This is a genomic window from Streptomyces sp. NPDC012835 (assembly GCF_042900885.1).
Classification (GTDB): domain Bacteria; phylum Actinomycetota; class Actinomycetes; order Streptomycetales; family Streptomycetaceae; genus Streptomyces.
Genome location: NZ_JBIBBW010000001.1, coordinates 1,353,659 through 1,372,744 on the forward strand (window position 1 = coordinate 1,353,659; position 19,086 = coordinate 1,372,744).

General features: G+C 72.2%; 16 protein-coding genes. 6 read left to right on the forward strand and 10 right to left on the reverse strand.

What is annotated here, in order from left to right:
* Positions 1–66 precede the first annotated feature (66 nt).
* The 3 genes from ACFY6S_RS05540 (at position 67) to ACFY6S_RS05550 (ending at position 3,379) form a co-directional block, all read left to right on the forward strand.
* The gene (locus ACFY6S_RS05540; RefSeq protein ID WP_389461518.1) at positions 67–702 is read left to right on the forward strand and encodes a dTDP-4-dehydrorhamnose 3,5-epimerase family protein; all 636 of its coding nucleotides are present in this window, start codon (positions 67–69) and stop codon (positions 700–702) included.
* 164 nt (positions 703–866) lie between these two features.
* Entirely contained in the window at positions 867–1,709 is an 843-nt protein-coding gene (locus tag ACFY6S_RS05545) for an SAM-dependent methyltransferase (protein WP_388823148.1), read from the forward strand.
* Positions 1,710–1,738: 29 nt separating this feature from the next.
* Positions 1,739–3,379: an FAD-dependent monooxygenase gene (locus tag ACFY6S_RS05550; protein WP_388823150.1), complete on the forward strand. Its 1,641-nt coding sequence runs from the start codon at positions 1,739–1,741 to the stop codon at positions 3,377–3,379.
* Between the two features lie 46 nt (positions 3,380–3,425).
* Here the strand turns inward: ACFY6S_RS05550 and ACFY6S_RS05555 are convergent, their stop codons facing one another.
* The gene (locus ACFY6S_RS05555; RefSeq protein WP_388823152.1) at positions 3,426–5,276 is read right to left on the reverse strand and encodes a transketolase; all 1,851 of its coding nucleotides are present in this window, start codon (positions 5,274–5,276) and stop codon (positions 3,426–3,428) included.
* A gap of 377 nt (positions 5,277–5,653) precedes the next feature.
* Here ACFY6S_RS05555 and ACFY6S_RS05560 point away from each other — a divergent pair, with 377 nt between their 5' ends.
* Entirely contained in the window at positions 5,654–6,799 is a 1,146-nt protein-coding gene (locus ACFY6S_RS05560) for a glutathione-independent formaldehyde dehydrogenase (protein WP_388823154.1), read from the forward strand.
* Between the two features lie 44 nt (positions 6,800–6,843).
* Here ACFY6S_RS05560 and ACFY6S_RS05565 read toward each other — a convergent pair whose 3' ends face one another.
* The 6 genes from ACFY6S_RS05565 to ACFY6S_RS05590 all read right to left on the reverse strand — a co-directional run bounded on the left by ACFY6S_RS05565 (position 6,844) and on the right by ACFY6S_RS05590 (position 12,752).
* On the reverse strand, positions 6,844–7,476 hold the full coding sequence (locus ACFY6S_RS05565) for a hypothetical protein (protein ID WP_388823156.1): 633 nt from the start codon (positions 7,474–7,476) through the stop codon (positions 6,844–6,846).
* On the reverse strand, positions 7,473–8,630 hold the full coding sequence (locus tag ACFY6S_RS05570; RefSeq protein WP_388823158.1) for an ROK family glucokinase: 1,158 nt from the start codon (positions 8,628–8,630) through the stop codon (positions 7,473–7,475). The genes ACFY6S_RS05565 and ACFY6S_RS05570 overlap by 4 nt, the downstream gene beginning before the upstream one ends.
* 294 nt (positions 8,631–8,924) lie before the next feature.
* Positions 8,925–9,818, reverse strand: a complete 894-nt coding sequence (locus ACFY6S_RS05575) for an ATP-binding cassette domain-containing protein (protein ID WP_388823161.1) — start codon at positions 9,816–9,818, stop codon at positions 8,925–8,927.
* Positions 9,815–10,879 (reverse strand): ABC transporter permease, encoded by a 1,065-nt coding sequence (locus tag ACFY6S_RS05580; protein ID WP_388823163.1) that lies wholly within the window; start codon positions 10,877–10,879, stop codon positions 9,815–9,817. The genes ACFY6S_RS05575 and ACFY6S_RS05580 overlap by 4 nt, the downstream gene beginning before the upstream one ends.
* Positions 10,876–11,859 (reverse strand): sugar ABC transporter substrate-binding protein, encoded by a 984-nt coding sequence (locus tag ACFY6S_RS05585; RefSeq protein WP_388823862.1) that lies wholly within the window; start codon positions 11,857–11,859, stop codon positions 10,876–10,878. Before ACFY6S_RS05585 ends, ACFY6S_RS05580 begins: the two co-directional genes overlap by 4 nt.
* A 209-nt stretch (positions 11,860–12,068) precedes the next feature.
* Positions 12,069–12,752 carry a GntR family transcriptional regulator gene (locus ACFY6S_RS05590; RefSeq protein WP_388823864.1) on the reverse strand — a complete coding sequence of 228 codons (684 nt, stop codon included), beginning with the start codon at positions 12,750–12,752 and terminating at the stop codon, positions 12,069–12,071.
* Positions 12,753–13,037: 285 nt separating this feature from the next.
* Between ACFY6S_RS05590 and ACFY6S_RS05595 the strand changes: the two genes are divergently transcribed.
* Complete coding sequence (locus ACFY6S_RS05595) at positions 13,038–14,042, forward strand: Gfo/Idh/MocA family oxidoreductase (RefSeq protein ID WP_388823165.1); 1,005 nt, start codon at positions 13,038–13,040, stop codon at positions 14,040–14,042.
* A 106-nt stretch (positions 14,043–14,148) separates the two neighbouring features.
* Here ACFY6S_RS05595 and ACFY6S_RS05600 read toward each other — a convergent pair whose 3' ends face one another.
* The 3 genes from ACFY6S_RS05600 to allB all read right to left on the reverse strand — a co-directional run bounded on the left by ACFY6S_RS05600 (position 14,149) and on the right by allB (position 17,920).
* A complete protein-coding gene (locus tag ACFY6S_RS05600) occupies positions 14,149–15,339 on the reverse strand; it encodes a cytochrome P450 (protein ID WP_388823167.1) in 1,191 nt (396 codons plus the stop codon).
* 83 nt (positions 15,340–15,422) lie between these two features.
* A complete protein-coding gene (gene alc / locus ACFY6S_RS05605) occupies positions 15,423–16,580 on the reverse strand; it encodes an allantoicase (RefSeq protein WP_388823169.1) in 1,158 nt (385 codons plus the stop codon).
* Between the two features lie 2 nt (positions 16,581–16,582).
* The gene (allB, locus tag ACFY6S_RS05610; RefSeq protein WP_388823171.1) at positions 16,583–17,920 is read right to left on the reverse strand and encodes an allantoinase AllB; all 1,338 of its coding nucleotides are present in this window, start codon (positions 17,918–17,920) and stop codon (positions 16,583–16,585) included.
* A gap of 343 nt (positions 17,921–18,263) precedes the next feature.
* On the opposite strand from allB, the gene ACFY6S_RS05615 reads away from it, so the two are divergent.
* On the forward strand, positions 18,264–19,061 hold the full coding sequence (locus ACFY6S_RS05615) for an IclR family transcriptional regulator (protein WP_388823174.1): 798 nt from the start codon (positions 18,264–18,266) through the stop codon (positions 19,059–19,061).
* Positions 19,062–19,086 lie beyond the last annotated feature (25 nt).

Below are 19,086 nucleotides of genomic sequence, written 5' to 3' on the forward strand. Positions count from 1 at the left end.
CCCGGCCCGTTCCGCCGAGCCGTTCGAGCCGTCCGGCCACCCGACCGTCTGTCCGTCCGTCCAGCCATGGGAGCAGTTGTGAAAGCACGCGAACTCGCCGTCGAGGGCGCACTGGAGTTCACCCCCCGCGTCTTCCCCGACGACCGGGGCCTGTTCATCTCGCCGTTCCAGGGGGACGCCTTCGCCGAGGCGCACGGTGCCCCGTTCTTCCGCGTCGCGCAGACCAACCACAGTGTGTCCCGGCGGGGCGTGGTACGAGGCATCCACTTCACCTCGACACCGCCCGGTACCGCGAAGTACGTCTACTGCGCACGCGGGAAGGCCCTGGACATCGTGGTCGACATCAGGACCGGCTCGCCGACGTTCGGCCGGTGGGACACGGTGCTGATGGACCAGGAGGACCACCGGACCAGCTACTTCCCCGTGGGGGTGGGCCACGCGTTCGTGGCGCTGGAGGACGACACCGTCATGTCGTACATGCTCTCCGGGAGTTACGTACCGGAGCACGAACTCGCCCTGTCCGTCCTCGATCCGGCCCTCGGGCTGCCGCTCACCGGCCGCGAGCCGATCCTCTCCGACCGGGACCGGGCGGCGCCCACGCTGGCCGAGGCGTGGGAGCGGGGGCTGCTGCCGGACTACGCGCGCTGCCAGGAGATCGAGCGGGGGTGGGCCCCGGACGGCGCGGTGATCGCCGACGCCTGACCCGCACGGACCGCCGCCCCTCCCGACCACAGCGCGACCGACCACCGCGAACCACCACAGCGACCGACCACCGCGACCGACCACCGCGCGCACACCCGCGCCACGCGTGCGCCGGAGCCGGCGCCGCACCACCCTCCCGACACCCGAACCGAAAGGCCGTTGCCATGACCGAATCCGCCCGTATCCTGCCCGTACCCGGAGCCGTCGGAGAGCTGTACGACCGGCTGACGCTGAGCGCGATGCGCGACGGCACCTTCAACACCAACGTGCACATCGGCTACTGGGACACACCGGACTCCAAGGCCACGATCGAGGAGGCGATGGACCGGCTCACCGACGTGTTCACCGACTGGCTGAAGGTGGACGGTTCGTCCCATGTCCTCGATCTGGGCTGCGGGGTCGGCGGCCCCGGCCTGCGGCTCGTCCGGCACACCGGGGCCCGCGTCACCGGCATCAGCATCAGCGAGGAGCAGATCAGGACAGCCAACCGGCTGGCGGCCGAGGCCGGGCTCGCCGAGCGGGCCGTCTTCCAGCACGGCGACGCGATGAAACTCCCCTTCGCCGACGGGGCGTTCGACGCCGTGATGGCGCTGGAGTCGCTCTGCCACATGCCCGACCGGCAGCAGGTGCTCACCGATGTCGCCCGGGTCCTCGTCCCGGGCGGCAGGCTCGTCCTGACCGACGTGTTCGAGCGCCACCCGCGCAAGGAGGTACGGCACCCGGGCATCGACAAGTTCTGCCGCGACCTGATGTCCACCACGGCGGACATCGACGACTACGTCGCCCTGCTCCACCGCTCCGGCCTGCGGCTGCGCGGCATCCTCGACATCACGGAGCAGACCACGCTGCGTCTCGCCGAGGAACTGGGGAAGGTCGCGGCGGCGGAGGACCGCCCCGCGGCCATGAACGAGGGCAACTTCGACTTCGCCGACGACGCCTTCCGCCCGTCCGACCTGGCGGGAGTCGACGACTTCGGCTGCCTCCTGGTCATCGCGGAACGCCCGTGAGCGGGGCCGGAGACGAAAGGCGGGACGGGATGACACCGTCCGGTGAACGGACCGACGTGCTGATCGTGGGCGGCGGTCCGGTCGGGATGGCCATGGCGCTGGACCTGACGTACCGCGGGATCGACTGCGTCGTCGCGGACGCCGGGGACGGGCAGGTCCGGCATCCCAAGGTGAGCACGATCGGCCCGCGCTCGATGGAGCTGCTGCGCCGCTGGGGTGTCGCGGACGCCGTCCGGGACGCCGGATGGCCCGCCGACCATCCCCTGGACATCGCCTGGGTCACCCGGGTCGGCGGCCACGAGATCCACCGGTACCGCCGTGGAACGGCCCGGAACCGTCCGGCCTTCGCGCACACCCCCGAGCCGGACCAGGTGTGCCCGGCGCACTGGCTCAACCCGGTGCTGACCCGGGCCGTGGGCGTCCACCCGGAGGGCCCGCTCCGGCTCCTCACGACCGTCGGCCAGGTGCGTCAGGCCCGTGACCACGTCGACGCCGACCTCACCGACCACGCCACCGGCAGGACCGGCACCGTCCGGGCGCGGTTCGTGGTCGCCTGCGACGGCGCCTCCTCCCCCATCCGGCGCGCCTGCGGGATCGAGGCGCCGGCCCGTCACCGTGCGCAGGTCTTCCGCAACATCCTCTTCCGCGCCCCCGAGCTGAAGGAGCGGCTCGGGGGCCGCGCCGCCCTTCTCTACTTCCTCATGCTGTCGTCCACCGTGCGCTTCCCCATGCGCTCGCTGAACGGCAGCGACCTCTACAACCTGGTCGTGGGGGCGGACGACGACGAGACCGGCGGCGCCGACGCCATGGCACTCATCCGGGACGCACTCGCCCTCGACACCCCGGTGGAGCTGCTGAGCGACAGCACCTGGCATCTCACCCACCGGGTCGCCGACCGGTACCGGGCCGGACGCGTCTTCCTCGCCGGCGACGCGGCGCACACCCTGGCGCCCGCCGGCGGCTTCGGCCTCAACACCGGCATCGGCGACGCCGCCGACCTGAGCTGGAAACTCGCCGCCGCACTGGACGGCTGGGCCGGTCAGGGGCTGCTGGACACCTACGAGACCGAGCGCAGGCCGATCGCGGTGGCGAGCGTCGAGGAGGCCAACGTCAACCTGCAACGCACCCTGCGCAGGACCGTGCCACCGGAGATCCATCTCGACGGGCCCGAGGGCGAACAGGCCCGCAGGGAGATGGCGAAGCGGCTGGCGGACAGCGGCGCGCAGCGGGAGTTCGACGCCCCGGCGATCCATTTCGGGCTGCGCTACCGCTCCCCCGCCGTCATCGAGGACCCCGGTGTACCGGTGCGCACCGGGACACCGGACGCCGGCTGGCGTCCCGGCAGCGAGCCCGGCTACCGCGCCGCGCACGCGTGGTGGGACGCCACCACCTCCACGCTCGACCTCTTCGGCCGCGGTTTCGTCCTGCTGCGCTTCGGCGGCGACGACGGACTCGCGGGCGTGGAGCGCGCGTTCGCCGAGCGGGGCGTGCCGCTGACCGTGCGGGGCGGGGGCGACGAGGAGGTCGCCAAGCTCTACGAGCGGGCCTTCGTGCTGGTCCGCCCGGACGGCCATGTGGCGTGGCGCGGCGACGAACTGCCCTGTGATCCGGTGGCGTTGGTCGACACGGTGCGGGGCGAGCGCGCCGGGGCCGGGCGCGACGGCCGGTGAGCGGGTGCGGTGAACGGTCCGACGGCGGGCGGCCCCTCCCCCGCCGTCAGACCATGATCCTGTCCACCAGCAGCCGGACCGCCGCCGCGACGGACTCCGCGTCGATACCGGCGGACCGCAGTTGTTCCTCCGGCGTCGCCGAGCCCGGCACGTTCCCCACGGCCAGCCGGACGAGGCGCTTCGGTGCGGGGCGGCCGTCCGCGAAGACCTCGGCCACCGCGTCCCCGACCCCGCCTTCGGGGTGGTGGTCCTCCACCGTGATCAGACAGTCCGTGTCGGCGGCGGCTGCCGCGAGCGCGGTTTCGTCGGCGGGCTTGACCGAGTAGAGGTCGATGACGCGCACGGCGATGCCCTCGCGGGCGAGGGCGTCGGCCGCCGCGACACACTCGTGGACGGTGGTCCCGGCACCGATGAGCGTCACCCGGTCCGCGTCGGAACGGCGCAGTGTCCTGCTGCCGCCGATGGGGAAGCGCTCGTCGGGACCGTAGATGACCGGCGTCTTCCCCCGGAGGGTGCGCAGATAGCGGACGCCGGACAACTCGTGGGTGGTCGCGACCAGTTGGGCCGCCTGGTTGGCGTCGCAGGGGTGCAGCACCGTGCTGCCGGGTATGGCGCGGAACATCGCGAGGTCCTCCAGGCCCATCTGGGAGGGGCCGTCCTGGCCGATCGCGACGCCCGCGTGCGAGCCCACGAGGGTGAGCGAGGCCCTGCTGACGGCCGCCATGCGCACGAAGTCGTGGGCGCGGGTCAGGAACGCCGCGAAGGTCGACGCGTACGGGGACAGGCCCAGCGCCTGCATCCCGACGGCGGCGGCCACCATCTGCTGTTCGGCGATGTAGCACTCGAAGTAGCGCTCGGGGTGCTCCTTGGCGAAGAACTCCGCGCGGGTGGAGTCGCCGACCTCGCCGTCCAGCACGACGACGTCCTCGCGGGCCGTGCCGAGGGCGGCGAGCGCCTTGCCGAACGCGTCACGGGTGGCGACCTCGTCGCCCACGTCGTAGCGGGGCAGTTCGACGGTGTCGCTTCCGTGCCGGGTGCGGGGGGCGGTCTCCGGTTCGGCGGGCCTGGCCACCGGTACCCGGATCGAGCGCCGTCCGCCCAGTTCCTCGATGGCGCTCGCGGCGTCCGGCAGCGGCTTGCCGTGCATGCCTTCGCGGTCCTCGACCGTGTGCACACCGCGCCCCTTGCGGGTGCCCGCGATGATGGCGGTCGGCTTGCGCAGGGTGGACTTCGCCTCGTCGAAGGCGGCGTCCACCGCGTCCATGTCGTGTCCGTCGATCTCGACGGTGTGCCAGCCGAACGCGCGCAGCCGGCGGCCGTACGCGTCCAGGTCCCGCTGATGGCGGGTGGGCCCGCGCTGGCCGAGCCGGTTGACGTCGATGACGAGGGTCACCGAGTCGAGATGCTGGTCCCCCGCGTGCTCGATCGCCTCCCAGACGGACCCCTCGGCCATCTCGCTGTCGCCGGAGAGCACCCACACGCGGTACGGGGTGTGGCCGAGCCGCTGCCCGGCGAGAGCCATACCGACACCGACGGGCAGTCCCTGGCCGAGCGAGCCGGTGGCCACGTCGACCCAGGGGAGCCGCGGGGTGGGATGGCCCTCCAGCCGGCTGCCCAGTGTCCGGTAGGTGCGGAACTCCTCCTCGTCGATCGCGCCCGCCGCCAGGTACATGGAGTACAGCAGGGGCGAGGCGTGGCCCTTGGAGAAGATCAGCCGGTCGTTGCCCGGATGGTCGGGGCGGTCGAAGTCGTAGCGCAGGTGGTTGGCGAGGAGAGCCGCCATGAGATCGGCGGCGGACATCGAGGAGGTGGGATGTCCCGACCCCGCCGTGTCGGCGACGCGCACCGAGTCGACCCTCAGCTGCTGTGCCAGTTCGGTGAGTTCTTCGCTGTTCATGTACCGCTCCTTCCGCAGTGCGCCGGCCCGAGTGCGCCGGGGACCCCCGCAGCCGCCGGAGTGGGGGCGAGCCGGGCCTGCCCGGCTCGCGGGCGACGCTCACGTTCGACTCCGGAGGGTGACAAATCGGGTCGTACGGTTCGTACGGTCAGGTGCCCGGAGAGCGGGCCGACAAACACCGCCGACCGCGTCCGGGCCCGCCATCGCGCCGGTGACGTGGTGTTTCACCTGCCGTTTGACAGCTCGGTGAGAGATGGGAGTGTTGATTCAACGGATGAACCGCCCCGGGCGGAGTGTCCACGCGGCACCGCCCGACCACCGCGCGCACCGGCGCCCCTTTCCGCTCGCCGGGCGCGCCGGAAGGCAGGTACGACGTCATGAAGGCTCTGGTCTACGACGGTGCGCACAGTGTCAGCGTGAAGGATGTTCCGGACGCCCGCATCGAACGCCCCACCGATGTGCTGGTGAGGATCACCACGACGAACATCTGCGGTTCGGACCTCCACATGTACGAGGGCCGTACCGAGATGGAGACCGGACGGGTCCTGGGCCACGAGAACATGGGCGAGGTGATCGCGGTCGGGGACGGCGTCGACCGGGTACGCGTCGGCGACCTGGTCTGTCTCCCGTTCAATATCTCCTGCGGGTTCTGCCGCAACTGCGAGGCGGGCAAGACGGCGTACTGCCTGACCACCAACCCCGACCCGACCATGGCGGGCGCCGCCTACGGATTCGCGGGCATGGGGCCGCACAACGGCGGTCAGGCCGAGCTGCTGCGCGTGCCGTACGGCGACCACAACTGTCTGGTGCTGCCGGAAGAGGCACGCGAGAGGCAGAGCGACTACGTCATGCTCTCCGATGTCTTCCCGACCGGCTGGCACGCCACCGAACTGGCCGGTCTCCGGCCCGGCGAGTCGGTGGTGATCTACGGGGCCGGCCCGGTGGGTCTGATGGCCGCGCTCGCGGCGACGCTGAAGGGCGCCGGCCGGGTGATGGTCGTCGACCGCCACCCGGACCGGCTGGCGCTGGCGGAACAGATCGGTGCCACTCCCATCGACGACCGCGAGGGCTCGGTGATCGACCGGGTCAACGAGATCACCAACGGCGCGGGCGCGGACCGTGGTTGTGAGTGTGTGGGCTACCAGGCCCACGACGCCGAGGGAAACGAACACCCCAACACCACGCTCAACAACCTCGTGCACTCCGTCAAGTTCACCGGGGGGATCGGTGTCGTCGGTGTGTTCGTCCCGCAGGACCCCAACAGCCCGGACAGCCTGTACCAGGACGGCGAGGTCGCCTTCGACTACGGTCTGCACTGGTTCAAGGGGCAGACCATGGGCACCGGCCAGTGCAACGTCAAGGCGTACAACCGGCAGCTGTGCGGGCTGATCGAGCAGGGCAAGGCCACCCCGTCCTGGATCGTCTCCCACGAGCTGCCGCTCGCCGAAGCCCCCGCGGGCTACCGGCACTTCGACGCCCGCGAGGACGGCTGGACGAAGGTCCTCCTGCACCCGGACACCTGAGACCCCGGCCGCCCGGGACGTGTGGTGTCGTCCGGACGTGTGGTTCAGGGCGTTGTGGAGGAGACGACGAACACCCGGGGGAAGCCGGGGTCGGTCAGGTCGACCACGATGTCCTGGCTGGGCCGGGGGCCCTCCTGCCGGTGGCTGAGGCCCGCCCAGTCGTGGCCGGGGATGTGGAAGTTCCAGCCCACCACGTCCCGGTCGCGGGGGGTGATGTTCAGGGAGCCCGCCTTGAGCGCGGAGCGGGTGGTCCCCAGCTCGGTCAGGAAGGTGTCGAGCCGCCCCGAGGTGACATCGAACTGCACGTACAGCCGGCTGGTGCGCCAGTTGCTCGTCTCGAAGTAGCGCACGTCCGTGGCGCCGTCCGGAACGGGCACCTCGAAGACACGCCGCTTCATCTTGGACGGCCGCAGCTGCTGGAGGCCGGTGGCGGACGACTCCATCTCCTTGTCGCGTCCGCTGTCGCGGCTCTGCCCGGCGGAGATCAGCAGATAGCCCGCCGGGATGCCGATGAGCAGCACGATGACGACGGCCGTCAGCCAGCGACGCCGGTTGCGGTGCTGCCGGTCCTCCGGCGGCCGGCCGCCGGACCCCGGGCCGGGGACCTCGCCGGGGCCGCCGTCGCCCGGTCCCCCGGCGCCTCCCACGACACTGTCGCGCACGCTTCCGAGGGTCATGACGCCGGGTCCTGGGGCGTGCGCGGGTTGCGGATGGCCTGCGCGTAGCGCTCGTACCGCTCGTAGCGCTCCACACGGCGGCGCTTGGCGCGGCGGAAGCGTCTGGCCACCAGCCGGGAGAGGTCGGCGGCGCCGACCATGCCCGCCTCGGGGCCGAGCTGTGCCTTGGCGATCCGGGCCTCGGGGCGGTAGCCGCGGCCGGTGAGGTTACGGCGGAAGGCGTCGCGGGCGGGCCCGATCAGCAGATCGTCCGCCGCGCTGACCCCGCCGCCGATGACGAAGCAGGACGGGTCGAGCGCTGCGGCCAGATTGGCGATGCCGACGCCGAGCCACTGGCCGATGTCCTGGAACAGCTCGACGCACATGGCGTCGCCCTCGCGGGCCAGCTCGGTGATCAGCGGTCCGGTGATCTCGTGGACGTTGCCCTTGACCCGGTCGATGATGTTGTACGCGACCGGGGAGTCGGCGGCGGCCAGCTCCCTGGCCTCCCGTACGAGGGCGTTGCCCGAGCTGTACTGCTCCCAGCAGCCCCGGTTGCCGCAGGGGCAGCGGTGGCCGCCGGGGACCACCTGCATATGGCCGAACTCGCCGGCGACGCCGAACTTGCCGCGCTTGACCTGGCCGTCCTCCAGTATGGCGCCGCCGATCCCGGTACCGAGCGTGATCATGACGAGATGGTCCTCGCCGCGTCCGGCGCCGAAGCGCCACTCGGCCCAGGCCGCCGTGTTGGCGTCGTTGTCGACCATCACCGGGACGGCGAGCCGGGAGGAGAGCGCGTCCCTGAGCGGCTCGTCGCGCCAGGCGAGGTGCGGGGCGAACAGCACCTTCGAGCGGTCGGCGTCGACCCAGCCGGCCGCGCCGATGCCGACGGCGTGCACGTCGTGCCGGTCGGAGAGGTCGAGGACCAGCTCGACGATGGTGTCCTCGACGACCCGGGGGCTCTTGGACTTGTCCGGCGTCTCGGTCCTGAGCTGCTCCAGGATGTTGCCGTCCGGGTCGACGACGCCGGCCATCACCTTCGTACCGCCGATGTCGATGCCGACGGTCGGCACCCGGGGCGCGGTGAGCAGGGAGCGGCGCTCCCTGGTGCCCACGGTCCGCAGCACGGTGGCGCGCGCGGTGCCCCGGTGGGCGAAGTCGCGGTAGGTGCTCATCGGCGCGTCCCCCTCGTGGCCGTCGGCTCAGTCTTGCCGTACCGAGTGGGGCGGCGGCTGGGTGCTCGCACGAGTCGTGTCGTCCCTGCGGGTCGGGGGCCGGCTGGCCCGGACGGGCAGCGGCGGCGGACGGTGTCCGCCCTGCCAGATTGTGCCATCCGGGGCGGGCGGGGTCGCTGCGCGGCCCGGCGGGGGCCGCACAGCGGGTCGTACGGCGGGGCCGTACGGGAGGGTCTTTCCCGGAAGAGCGGGTCCTGCGGAAGAACGGGTCCTCCGGAAGAACAGAACGCCGGTTCAGCGCTCGGGGTTCCCGTCGGCGGCCGGCGGGCCGTTCCCCTCGGGCCGCTCGGCACCCGCCCCGTCCGCCGGTCCCGTGCCGGCCGCGTCGGGCGCGGGAGCGCCGGGGACGGGCGGTGCGGGGGCGCGCTCCAGCTCGTGGCTCAGCTCCTCCAGCTCGGAACCGCCCGCCATCTGGCGCGTCAGCTCGTCCAGGGTGATCGAGTCCTTGGTGTGGCTGCCGGCCATCACTCCGCGCTTGAGCAGGACGAAGCGGTCACCGACGAGATACGCGTGGTGAGGGTTGTGCGTGATGAGAACCACTCCGAGTCCCGCGTCCCGCGCGGCGGCCACGTATTTGAGCACCACACCCGACTGCTTGACGCCGAGCGCCGCCGTGGGCTCGTCCAGGACCAGCACCTTCGCGCCGAAGTGGACGGCGCGGGCGATGGCCACGCACTGGCGTTCACCGCCCGACAGGGTGCCGATGGGCTGGTCGACGTCGCGCAGGTCGATCCCCATGCGCAGCAGCGCCGTACGGGTGGTCTCGCGCATCAGGGGCACATCGAGCCGCTTGAACGGGCCGACGCCCTTCGTCGGCTCGGAGCCGAGGAAGAAGTTCCGCCAGACCGGCATCAGCGGGACGACGGCGAGGTCCTGGTAGACGGTGGCGATGCCCCGGTCCAGGGCCTCGCGCGGGGAGGCCAGGGAGGTGGGCTCGCCGTCGATCAGGAAGTCGCCCGCGTCGTGCCGGTGCAGCCCCGCGATGATCTTGATCAGGGTGGATTTCCCGGCGCCGTTGTCACCGAGTACACAGCTGATCTCGCCGGCGTGGACCTCCAGCGAGACGCCTTCCAGCGCCCGCACATTGCCGTAGTACTTACTGACGTCCTCGAGCTCGACCAGGGTCATCGGGAAGCCTCCGCGCGCTTGCGCACCCAGGCGTTGAGCAGGGTGGCCAGAAGGAGCATCGCTCCGAGGAAGAACTTGAACCAGTCCGGGTCCCACTCCGCGTACACGATGCCCTTGCTGGTCATGCCGAAGATGAACGCGCCGACCGCCGAGCCGATGGCGGAGCCGTAGCCGCCGGTGATCAGACAGCCGCCGATCACGGCCGCGATGATGTAGATCAGCTCGTTGCCGACGCCCTCGCCCGACTGGACGACGTCGAACGAGAACAGCAGGTGCTGGCCGGAGATCCAGGCGCAGAAGGCCACCCCCATGTACAGCCCGATCCTGGTCCGCACCACCGGGACGCCGACCGCGCGGGCGGCGTCGTCGTTGCCGCCCACCGCGAAGATCCAGTTGCCGAAGCGGGTCCGCAGCAGGATCCAGGTGGCGAGCGCGACGAGGGCGGCCCACCACAGGATGGTGACCTTCAGGTCGATGCCGCCGAGGGACAGCTGGGAGGCGAAGACCGCGCGGGCGGAGGGGAAGCCCTCCATGTCGCCGATGGTCTTGGTCGACACCGATTCGCTGATCAGCTTCGTCACACCGAGATTGAGGCCGGTGAGCATCAGGAACGTACCGAGCGTGATGATGAAGCTGGGCAGCTTGGTACGGGTCAGCAGGAATCCGTTGAAGACACCGAAGGCCAGCGTGACCAGCAGCGACACCCCGACGCCCACCCAGACGTTCGCCGTCATCTGGTAGCTGAACATCGACGAGATCAGGGCGGAGCTGGTGACCATCACCCCGGCGGAGAGGTCGAACTCGCCGCCGATCATCAGCAGGGCCACCGGGACGGCCATGATGCCGATCGTGGACGCCGCGTACAGGACGGTCCCGAAGCTGGAGAGCTGGAGGAACGAGTCCGCCATGACCGCGAAGAAGAGGAAGACGGCCGCCGCTCCGACGACCGAGCCCAGCTCGGGCCGGCCGAGCAGCCTGCGCAGCGGTGAGGTGCGCAGCAGGCGTTCGTCGCGGCCGGGGGCGCCGGGGCGGTCGTGGGCGGGGGGTGCGGTGGTGCTCACCGGGTGCTCCGCCTGGTGTACTCGGCGAGCGCGTCGGCGTCCTTCTCGGTGATGATCTGCGGGCCGGTCAGGACGGAGCGCCCGCCGCCGAGGACGTCCCCGTTGTAGCGGTAGAGCCAGATCAGGTCGACGGCCTCGTACCCCTGGAGGTAGGGCTGCTGGTCGACGGCGAAGCCGAGGGTGCCGGCCTTGAGGGAGGAGACGACCTTGGGGTTGAGGTCGAAGGTGTCGATCTCGGCCTTGCTGTTCGCGTTCTCCTTCGCCTTCACGGCGGCGTCCGCGAAGGGGGCGCCGAGGGTGACGATGGAGTCGATGCTCCGGTCGGTCTGGAGCTTGGCCTCGATGGACGCCTGGACGTCGGGCATGTTCGTGCCGTCGACGTAGAGGTTCTGCATGGTGCCATCGAAGGTCTTCTTGGCGCCGGCGCAGCGCTGCTCGTGACCGACGTTGCCCTGCTCGTGGATGACGCAGAGGGCCTTCTTTTTGCCGCGCTCGCCCAGTTCCTCCCCGACGGCCTCGCCCGCGATGGACTCGTCCTGGCCGATGTGGGTGAGCGCGCCGTACTTCTTGGACTCGGCCGCGCCGGAGTTCACGGTGATCACCGGGATGCCGGCCTTGACGGCCTTGGTGACGACGTCCTTCATGGCGTCGGGCTTGGCGAGGGTGACGATCAGCCCGTCGACCTTCTTGTCTATGTACGACTGGACGAGCTGGGCCTGCTGCTGGCCCTCGTCGCTGTTGGCGTACAGGAACTTGATGTTGTCCTTGACGGCCGCCTGCTTGGCGCCGCTCTTGACGATGTCCCAGAAGGTGTCGCCGTCGCCCGAGTGCGTGATCATGGCCACGGTCCAGCGGGGTGTGTCGACCGCGGACCGCCCCTCGGCGGCCCGCTGGGCCCGTTCCTCGGCCCGTTTGCCGCCGGTGCTGCTGCATCCCGCGAGGACCGATACCCCGAGGGCCGCAGCCAGTACCGCGCGCATCGCGCGTACCCCTGTCCGAACCGTTGCCACGACGCCGTGCCCTTCTTGAAGTAGTCCTGGGTGCGGCCGGGGGCTCGTACAGACCCGGCCCGGCGCCCAAGTATCGGTCATGGACATCCCGGCGTGACCCATCGGGTACGGGAAAGTCCCCGGAAGGACGGCCGGGGCGGCTCGCCGGGGCGGGGGCGGCGCTCTCCGCCGGACGGACCCTAGGAACGTACGAGGAGCTGGAACTCGAAGGAGTAGCGCGAGGCGCGGTAGACGTGCGAGCCGAACTCGACGGCCCGGCCGGTGTCGTCGAAGGTGGTGCGCTCCATGGTGAGCAGCGGGGCGCCGTCCGGTTCCGTCAGCCGCTCGGCCTCCTCGGCGGTGGCGGCCCGCGCGCCGACCGTCTGGCGGGCGCTGTGCAGGGTGATTCCGGCGGACCGCATCATCCGGTAGAGGCCGGTGGACTCCAGCCGGTGGGTGTCGCAGTCGAACAGCCCGATCGGCAGCCGGTTGCGCAGGAACGCCATCGGTTCGTCGTGGGCGTACCGCAGCCGCTCCACGAGCAGCACCTCGGCGCCCTCGGGCACGCCGAGCGCGGCGGCGACCCGGGCGGTGGCCGGCTCGACGGTGTTGCGCAGGACGCGGGTGGCGGGGCGCTGGCCGGCCGCCTCCAGGTCGTCGTAGAGGCTGCTCAGCTCCAGTGGGCGCTTGACCTGGCTGTGTACGACCTGGGTGCCGACGCCCCGGCGGCGCACCAGCAGTCCCTTGTCGACGAGCGACTGGATGGCCTGGCGGACGGTGGGGCGGGAGAGGCCGAGCCGGCCGGCGAGTTCGATCTCGTTGCCGAGCAGGCTGCCCGGCGCGAGGCGGCCCCGTTCGATGGCGGCCTCCAGCTGCTGGGCCAGCTGGAAGTAGAGCGGGACGGGGCTGGTGCGGTCGACACCGAGCTGGAGCTGCGCGGGCGGGGGCGGCGGGGACGGGGCCGGGGGCGGCGGGGCGTCTGTCCCGGGTCCGGCGGTCTCCGGCCCGACCGTCTCGCTTCCGGCCGTCTCCGGTCCGGGTCGGGATGATCTCGGCTGATGGGGCACGCGCCGAGCGTAGTCGTATGCCAGGGGGACGGGAAGCCGGGACGTCAGGTTGTCCGGACAATTGCTTGACAGGGTGAGCGCCCTGCGGCCACCTTGGGGCGCATGCGCATCGGACTCATCGGCACTGGCCGAATCGGCACCTTCCACGCGGGGGTGCTCAGCCGTCACCGGGAGGTGGGCTCCCTGGTCGTCGCGGACACCGACGCGGCAGCGGCCGCGCGGGTGGCCGACCGTACGGGGGCGACGGCGGCGCCCTCCGTCGACGAGGTCTTCTCGTGGGGCGTGGACGCCGTGGTGATCGCCTCCGCGACCTCCGCCCACGCCGACCTGATCGGCCGCGCCGCGCGGGCCGGGCTGCCGGCCTTCTGCGAGAAGCCGATCGCGCTGGACCTGCCGGGCACGCTGAGCGCGGTGGACACGGTCGAGGCCGCCGGGACGGTGCTCCAGCTGGGGTTCATGCGCCGCTTCGACGCGGGGTACGGCGCGGCGCGCGCGCTCGTGCGGTCGGGGCGGCTCGGCCGGCTGCACACCGTCCGGGCGGTCACGTCCGACCCGGCGCCGCCGCCCGCCGGGTATCTGCCGCTGTCGGGTGGGCTGTACCGCGACTGTCTGGTGCACGACTTCGACATCATGCGCTGGGTCACCGGTCGGGAGGTGGTGGAGGTGTACGCGACCGGGTCGGACGCGGGGCCAGCGATGTTCGCCGAGGCGGGCGACATCGACACCGCCGCTGCCGTGCTCACCCTGGACGACGGGACGCTGGCCACCGCCACCGCGACCCGCTGCAACGGCGCGGGTTACGACGTACGGATGGAACTGGCCGGTGAACTGGACCAGTTCGCGGTGGGACTCGACGACCGTACGCCGATCACCTCGACCGAGCCCAAGGGCCCGCCGGCCTGCGACCATCCGTGGCCCGGCTTCCTGGAGCGGTTCGCCCCGGCGTACGAGGCGGAGCTGGACGCCTTCCTCCAGGTGGTCACCGGCGCTCTGGCGAACCCCTGCGACGGCCGCGAGGCGCTGCACGCGCTGCGGATCGCGGAGGCGTGCGAGCTGTCGCGGCGCGAGCGCCGCCCGGTGGGGCTGGCGGAGATCCCGGGCGGCTGAGAGCGTGCGGGTGCCTTCGGCGTGATCCGGCCGGAGGCACCCGGCACGCTCCGGGGCGACCGGTCCGCCTTGCCCCCGGCCGCCTCGGACGGGACAGCCCTGCGGGCTACCAGCGCACCGGGAGGGTGCGCACCCCGCGGATGAGCAGCCCCGGCAGCCAGTCCCACGCCCCGGCCGACGGGTCGAGCGCCAGATCGGGGCAGCGTTCCAGCAGCGTACGGAGGGCGATCCGGGCCTCCAGCCGGGCCAGCGGGGCTCCCACGCAGAAGTGGATGCCGTGGCCGAAGGCGAGATGGCCGGGGCCCCGCCCCGATGTGGACCGGCGGATGTCGAAGGTGTCGGGATCGGGGAAGCGGGCCGGGTCGCGGTCGGCCGAGGCGAGCGAGACCAGGACAGTGCGCAGCGCCGGTATCTCCGTCCCGCCGTACGAGACCGGCTCGCGGGTGAAGCGTACGGTGCTGGTCTCCACCGGGCCCTCGAACCGCAGTGTCTCCTCGATCACGCCGTCGATCAGCCCGAAATCGGCGCGCAGCGCGGCCAGTTGGTCCGGGTGGGCGAGCAGACAGCGGACCGCGTTGGCGATCAGGTTGACCGTGGTCTCGTGTCCGGCGATCAGCAGGACGTAGGCCCACGCGCGCAGTTCGGCCGCCGAGAGCCGATCGCCGTCCTCCGCTTCGGTGCGCAGCAGCGAGGAGAGCAGATCGTCGCTGGGGCCGGACGCCCTTTTGTCCTCGATGAGTTCGTCGAGATACCCGCACAGCTCGATGGTGTTGACGCGCGCCCCGTCGGGGGTGGTGGGCGCGACGATCTCGTTGGTCCAGGCGCGGAAGGTGTCACGGTCGGCGTGCGGGATGCCGAGCAGCTCGCAGATGACGATGATGGGCAGCGGGAAGGCCAGTGCGTCGACCAGGTCGCCGTGTCCCGACGGGCCCATCGCGTCGAGGAGTTCGTCGGTGATCCGCTGGATGCGCGGCAGCATCCGCTCCACCCGGCGCGCGGTGAACTCGGGGGCGACGAGCTTGCGCAGCCGGGTGTGGTCGGGCGGATCGAGGGTGAGCACGTGCGGGCCCATGATCGCCTCGTCGCTCGACTCGTACCCCATGGTCTCCAGCGCCTTGGAGAGCCGGGGGTCGGCGAGCGCCTCGCGCCCCTCCTCGTATCCGACGACCAGCCAGAACGGCATGCCGTCCGGGGAGATCACCTCGTGGACGGGTCCCGTCTCCCGCAGCTTCGCGTAGTACGGGTGGGGGTTGACGTTGAAGTCCGGTCCGTAGTCCGCCAGTTCGATAACAGCCATTGGATCACCCTACGTGGCCCACCCCGGGCGCCCCGGCGCTCGCGGACCGATCCGGCCGGATCGGTCCGGTCCGCCTCCCGCGCTCAGCCGCCCAGCTCCCGGTGGCGCGCCGCCAGTCGCGCCGCGCCGGTCTCCGTCAGGGAGCCGAACAGCCGCAGCCGGGAGATCCCGCCGTCGGGGAAGATGTCGATCCGCGCCTCGGAGGCGACCACGCCGGCGGGCAGTACGTAGCGGTGGTTCGTATCGGGCTGGAGCGCGGTCCTGGGCAGCACCTCGGTCCAGCCGCCGTCCGCCGCCGGGCCCGTCCCTGTCTCCGCCCTCGCATCCGGCTCCGGCCCGCCGTCCCGTACCCGGAGCGTGGCCCAGCCGGCGGCGTTGCCCTTCAGGTAAGCGGTGTCGATCTCGACGGCGCGGATCTCGGCCTGCTCGGCCAGCCGGTAGCGGATCCAGTCGTGGCCCCGGTCGCGGCGGCGCCTCGTCTCCCAGCCGTCGTCCATCCGGCCGGAGCGGCCGGGCCTGATGGTGTTGTCGGCGGGTGAGTAGAAGCGGTCCGACGCGTCCTCGACCCGGCCGCCGTTCTCCAGCGCGGCCACGTCGAAGGTTCCGAGGACACCGAGCCACGCCGGGTCGGGCACGACCTCGCCGTACACCCGCAGCCGGGCGATCCCGCCGTCGGGGTGCTGGTTGATCCGCAGATGGGTGAAGCGCCGCCGGGCGCCGACCTCGAAGCCGTTGGCGGCGTGGCCGCCGATCTCCGTACGGGGTACGAGGACCGTCCACTCCACCCCGTCGGCGAGCAGGTCGTCGGGGGACGGGGTGCCGGGCAGTGCGGTGGCCTCCACGGAGACCGCGCGGGGGTGGTTCCCCCGGAAGTGCGCGGTGTCGACGACGATGCCCCGGATGACGCCGGGGGCACCGAGCCGTACCAGCGCCCAGTCGTGGTCGGTGTCGGCGGGGTGGGGGCGGTCGGCGCCGGTCCCGCGCCTGCGGCGGGTCTCCCAGCCGTCCATGATCTTGCCCTTGTGGCCGAAGCGCTCCGGTTCGAACGCGGCGGGGCCCGGCCTGAGCATGTTCTCGCGCTCGGCGAAGAACTCGTCGTTGGCGGCGGTCACCCCGGCGCCGAGCCGGCGGTCGGCGAGGTCGGTGAGGTGGGTGAAGGGGAAGTCGGCGTGGCGGTAGTCGGCGTACGGGTCGCCGCCGCCGTACGGCCGGGCGTCGCCGGTGAACCGGGTCTCTGACACGTTCAGTCGTTCCTTTCGAGCAGTCGTCCGGCGGGATCGGTGAAGACACCGTCGCGGACGACCGGAACACCGCGCAGCCAGGTCGACCTGACCACGCCGTACAGCGTTCTGCCCGCGTACGCCGTCACCCGGTTGCGGTGGTGCAGTGCGGCCGGGTCCACGGTAAAGGTCTCCTCGGGCGCGAGGACCGCGAAGTCGGCGTCGCGTCCGGCCTCGATCGCGCCTTTGCGTGCCAGGCCCGCGAGCGCGGCGGGGGCGGTCGACATCCAGCGGGCCACGTCCTCCAGCGGCAGGCCGCGCCCGCGCGCCTCGGTCCACACGGCCGCAAGCCCCAGCTGGAGGGAGGAGATGCCGCCCCAGGCGGTGGCGAAGTCGGGGGTCTTGAGGTCGGAGGTGCAGGGCGAGTGGTCGGAGACGACACAGTCGATCGTGCCGTCGATGAGCCCCCGCCAGAGCGCGTCCCGGTTCGCGGCCTCCCTGATCGGCGGGCAGCACTTGAACTCCGTCGCGCCGTCCGGGACCTCCTCCGCCGTGAGGGTGAGGAAGTGCGGACAGGACTCGGCGCTGATCCGCACTCCGGCGCGCCTGGCCTCGGCGATCAGCGGGAGCGCGTCGGACGAGGACAGATGCAGGACGTGCACCCGGGCGTCGAGCCGCTCGGCCTGGGCGACGAGGGCGGCGATCGCCGCGTTCTCCGCGCCGCGCGGCCGGGACGCCAGGAAGTCGGCGTAGGCGGGCCCGCCGCGCCGGGGCGCGGACTCCAGGGCGTGCGGGTCCTCGGCGTGCACGATCAGCAGTCCGCCGAAGCCCGCGATCTCGGTGAGGGAGCGGCCCAGCCGCTCCTGGTCCAGCTCGGGGAACTCCTCGACCCCGGACGGCGACAGGAAGCACTTGAAACCGAAGACCCCGGCGTCGTACAGCGGCCGGAGGTCCTTCACGTTGTCCGGCACCGCGCCGCCCCAGAAGCCGACGTCGACATGGACCCGGCCGCGCGCGGCCGCGCGCTTGGTCTCCAGATGGGCGGGGGTCGTGGTGGGCGGCAGCGAGTTGAGGGGCATGTCGAGGAGGGTGGTGATACCGCCGGCCGCCGCGGCCCGGGTGGCGGTCCCGAAGCCCTCCCACTCGGCGCGTCCCGGGTCGTTGACGTGGACGTGGGTGTCGACGAGACCGGGGAGTACGGCGTCGTCGCCGACATCCTCCAGCCGGGCGCCCGCCGGGATCTCGCACGCGTACGGCAGGACCGCCCCGACCGTGGTGCCGGTGACCGCGATCGCGGCGGGGCGCACACCCTCGGGGGTGACGACACGGGTGGAGCGCAGCACCAGACGCACATCGGACACGCGTAGCCCTTCCGGACGTATCAGCGAATTCAACGAACTGTTGAAGGAGTCTTCACTCCGGACACAGGACCAGTCAAGGGCACCTGGACGCCCCCCGCGTTACGGGCGTGTTGCCCGGCGCGCGCGAGCTCCGCCGGGCGCCCGACCGGCGGAGACGTCCGTGGGTCGCCCCGAAGCGGGGCCGGTGCGCGGACCGGGCCGCACACCGGGGGGCCGGTGCACACGGCCGGTAGGCTGCATGCCTGCCCTGCCCGTCCGACCCGCGCTCGCCGTCGTGTGCCGCCCGCCCCCGCCCGCGCTCGCCCGCCGCGTCCGCTTCGCCCGTCCCGAAAGGACCGTTGCCGTGCCGCCGTCCAGCGCCAGCACCACCGACTCCGCCAAATCCGCGCACGGCGGGGGCGTCCAGTCCCTTGAGCGCGCCTTCGACCTGCTCGAACGGATGGCGGACGCGGGCGGCGAGGTGGGGCTGAGCGAGCTGTCGGCCAGCAGCGGCCTGCCGCTGCCGACCATCCACCGGCTGATGCGCACCCTGGTCGTCTGCGGGTACGTGCGCCAGCAGGCCAACCGGCGGTACGCGCTCGGGCCGCGGCTGATCCGGCTCGGTGAATCGGCGTCACGGCTGCTGGGCACCTGGGCCAGGCCGTATCTGGCGCGGCTGGTCGAGGAGACCGGCGAGACCGCGAACATGGCGCTGCTCGACGGCGACGAGGTCGTCTATGTCGCGCAGGTCCCGTCCAAGCACTCGATGCGGATGTTCACCGAGGTGGGCCGCCGGGTGCTGCCGCACTCCACGGGGGTGGGCAAGGCGCTGCTCGCGCACACCCCGCCGGAGGAGGTGCGCGCGCTGCTGGCCCGTACCGGCATGCCGGCCGCCACCGAGAGGACGATCACGACGCCCGAGGGGTTTCTGTCCGCGCTGGAGGTGGTGCGGCGGGCCGGATACGCGATCGACGACAACGAGCAGGAGATCGGCGTCCGCTGCCTGGCGGTCACGGTGCCGGGCTCCCCCACGGCGGCGGCCATCTCCATCTCGGGCCCGGCGGGCCGGGTGACGGAGGAGGCCACGGAGCGGATCGTCCCGGTGCTCCAGGAGGTGGCGCGGGACCTCTCCACGGCTCTGAGCAGCGCGGCGGCGAGCTGACGGCGGGGCCGGGGCCGCGCCGGCC

Bases quoted from the DNA above. Each gene is read 5' to 3' on its own strand.
- ACFY6S_RS05540 (WP_389461518.1), top strand. From the start codon at position 67: ATGGGAGCAGTTGTGAAAGCACGCGAACTCGCCGTCGAGGGCGCACTG.
- ACFY6S_RS05545 (WP_388823148.1), top strand. From the start codon at position 867: ATGACCGAATCCGCCCGTATCCTGCCCGTACCCGGAGCCGTCGGAGAG.
- ACFY6S_RS05550 (WP_388823150.1), top strand. From the start codon at position 1,739: ATGACACCGTCCGGTGAACGGACCGACGTGCTGATCGTGGGCGGCGGT.
- ACFY6S_RS05555 (WP_388823152.1), bottom strand. From the start codon at position 5,276: ATGAACAGCGAAGAACTCACCGAACTGGCACAGCAGCTGAGGGTCGAC.
- ACFY6S_RS05560 (WP_388823154.1), top strand. From the start codon at position 5,654: ATGAAGGCTCTGGTCTACGACGGTGCGCACAGTGTCAGCGTGAAGGAT.
- ACFY6S_RS05565 (WP_388823156.1), bottom strand. From the start codon at position 7,476: ATGACCCTCGGAAGCGTGCGCGACAGTGTCGTGGGAGGCGCCGGGGGA.
- ACFY6S_RS05570 (WP_388823158.1), bottom strand. From the start codon at position 8,630: ATGAGCACCTACCGCGACTTCGCCCACCGGGGCACCGCGCGCGCCACC.
- ACFY6S_RS05575 (WP_388823161.1), bottom strand. From the start codon at position 9,818: ATGACCCTGGTCGAGCTCGAGGACGTCAGTAAGTACTACGGCAATGTG.
- ACFY6S_RS05585 (WP_388823862.1), bottom strand. From the start codon at position 11,859: ATGCGCGCGGTACTGGCTGCGGCCCTCGGGGTATCGGTCCTCGCGGGA.
- ACFY6S_RS05595 (WP_388823165.1), top strand. From the start codon at position 13,038: ATGCGCATCGGACTCATCGGCACTGGCCGAATCGGCACCTTCCACGCG.
- ACFY6S_RS05600 (WP_388823167.1), bottom strand. From the start codon at position 15,339: ATGGCTGTTATCGAACTGGCGGACTACGGACCGGACTTCAACGTCAAC.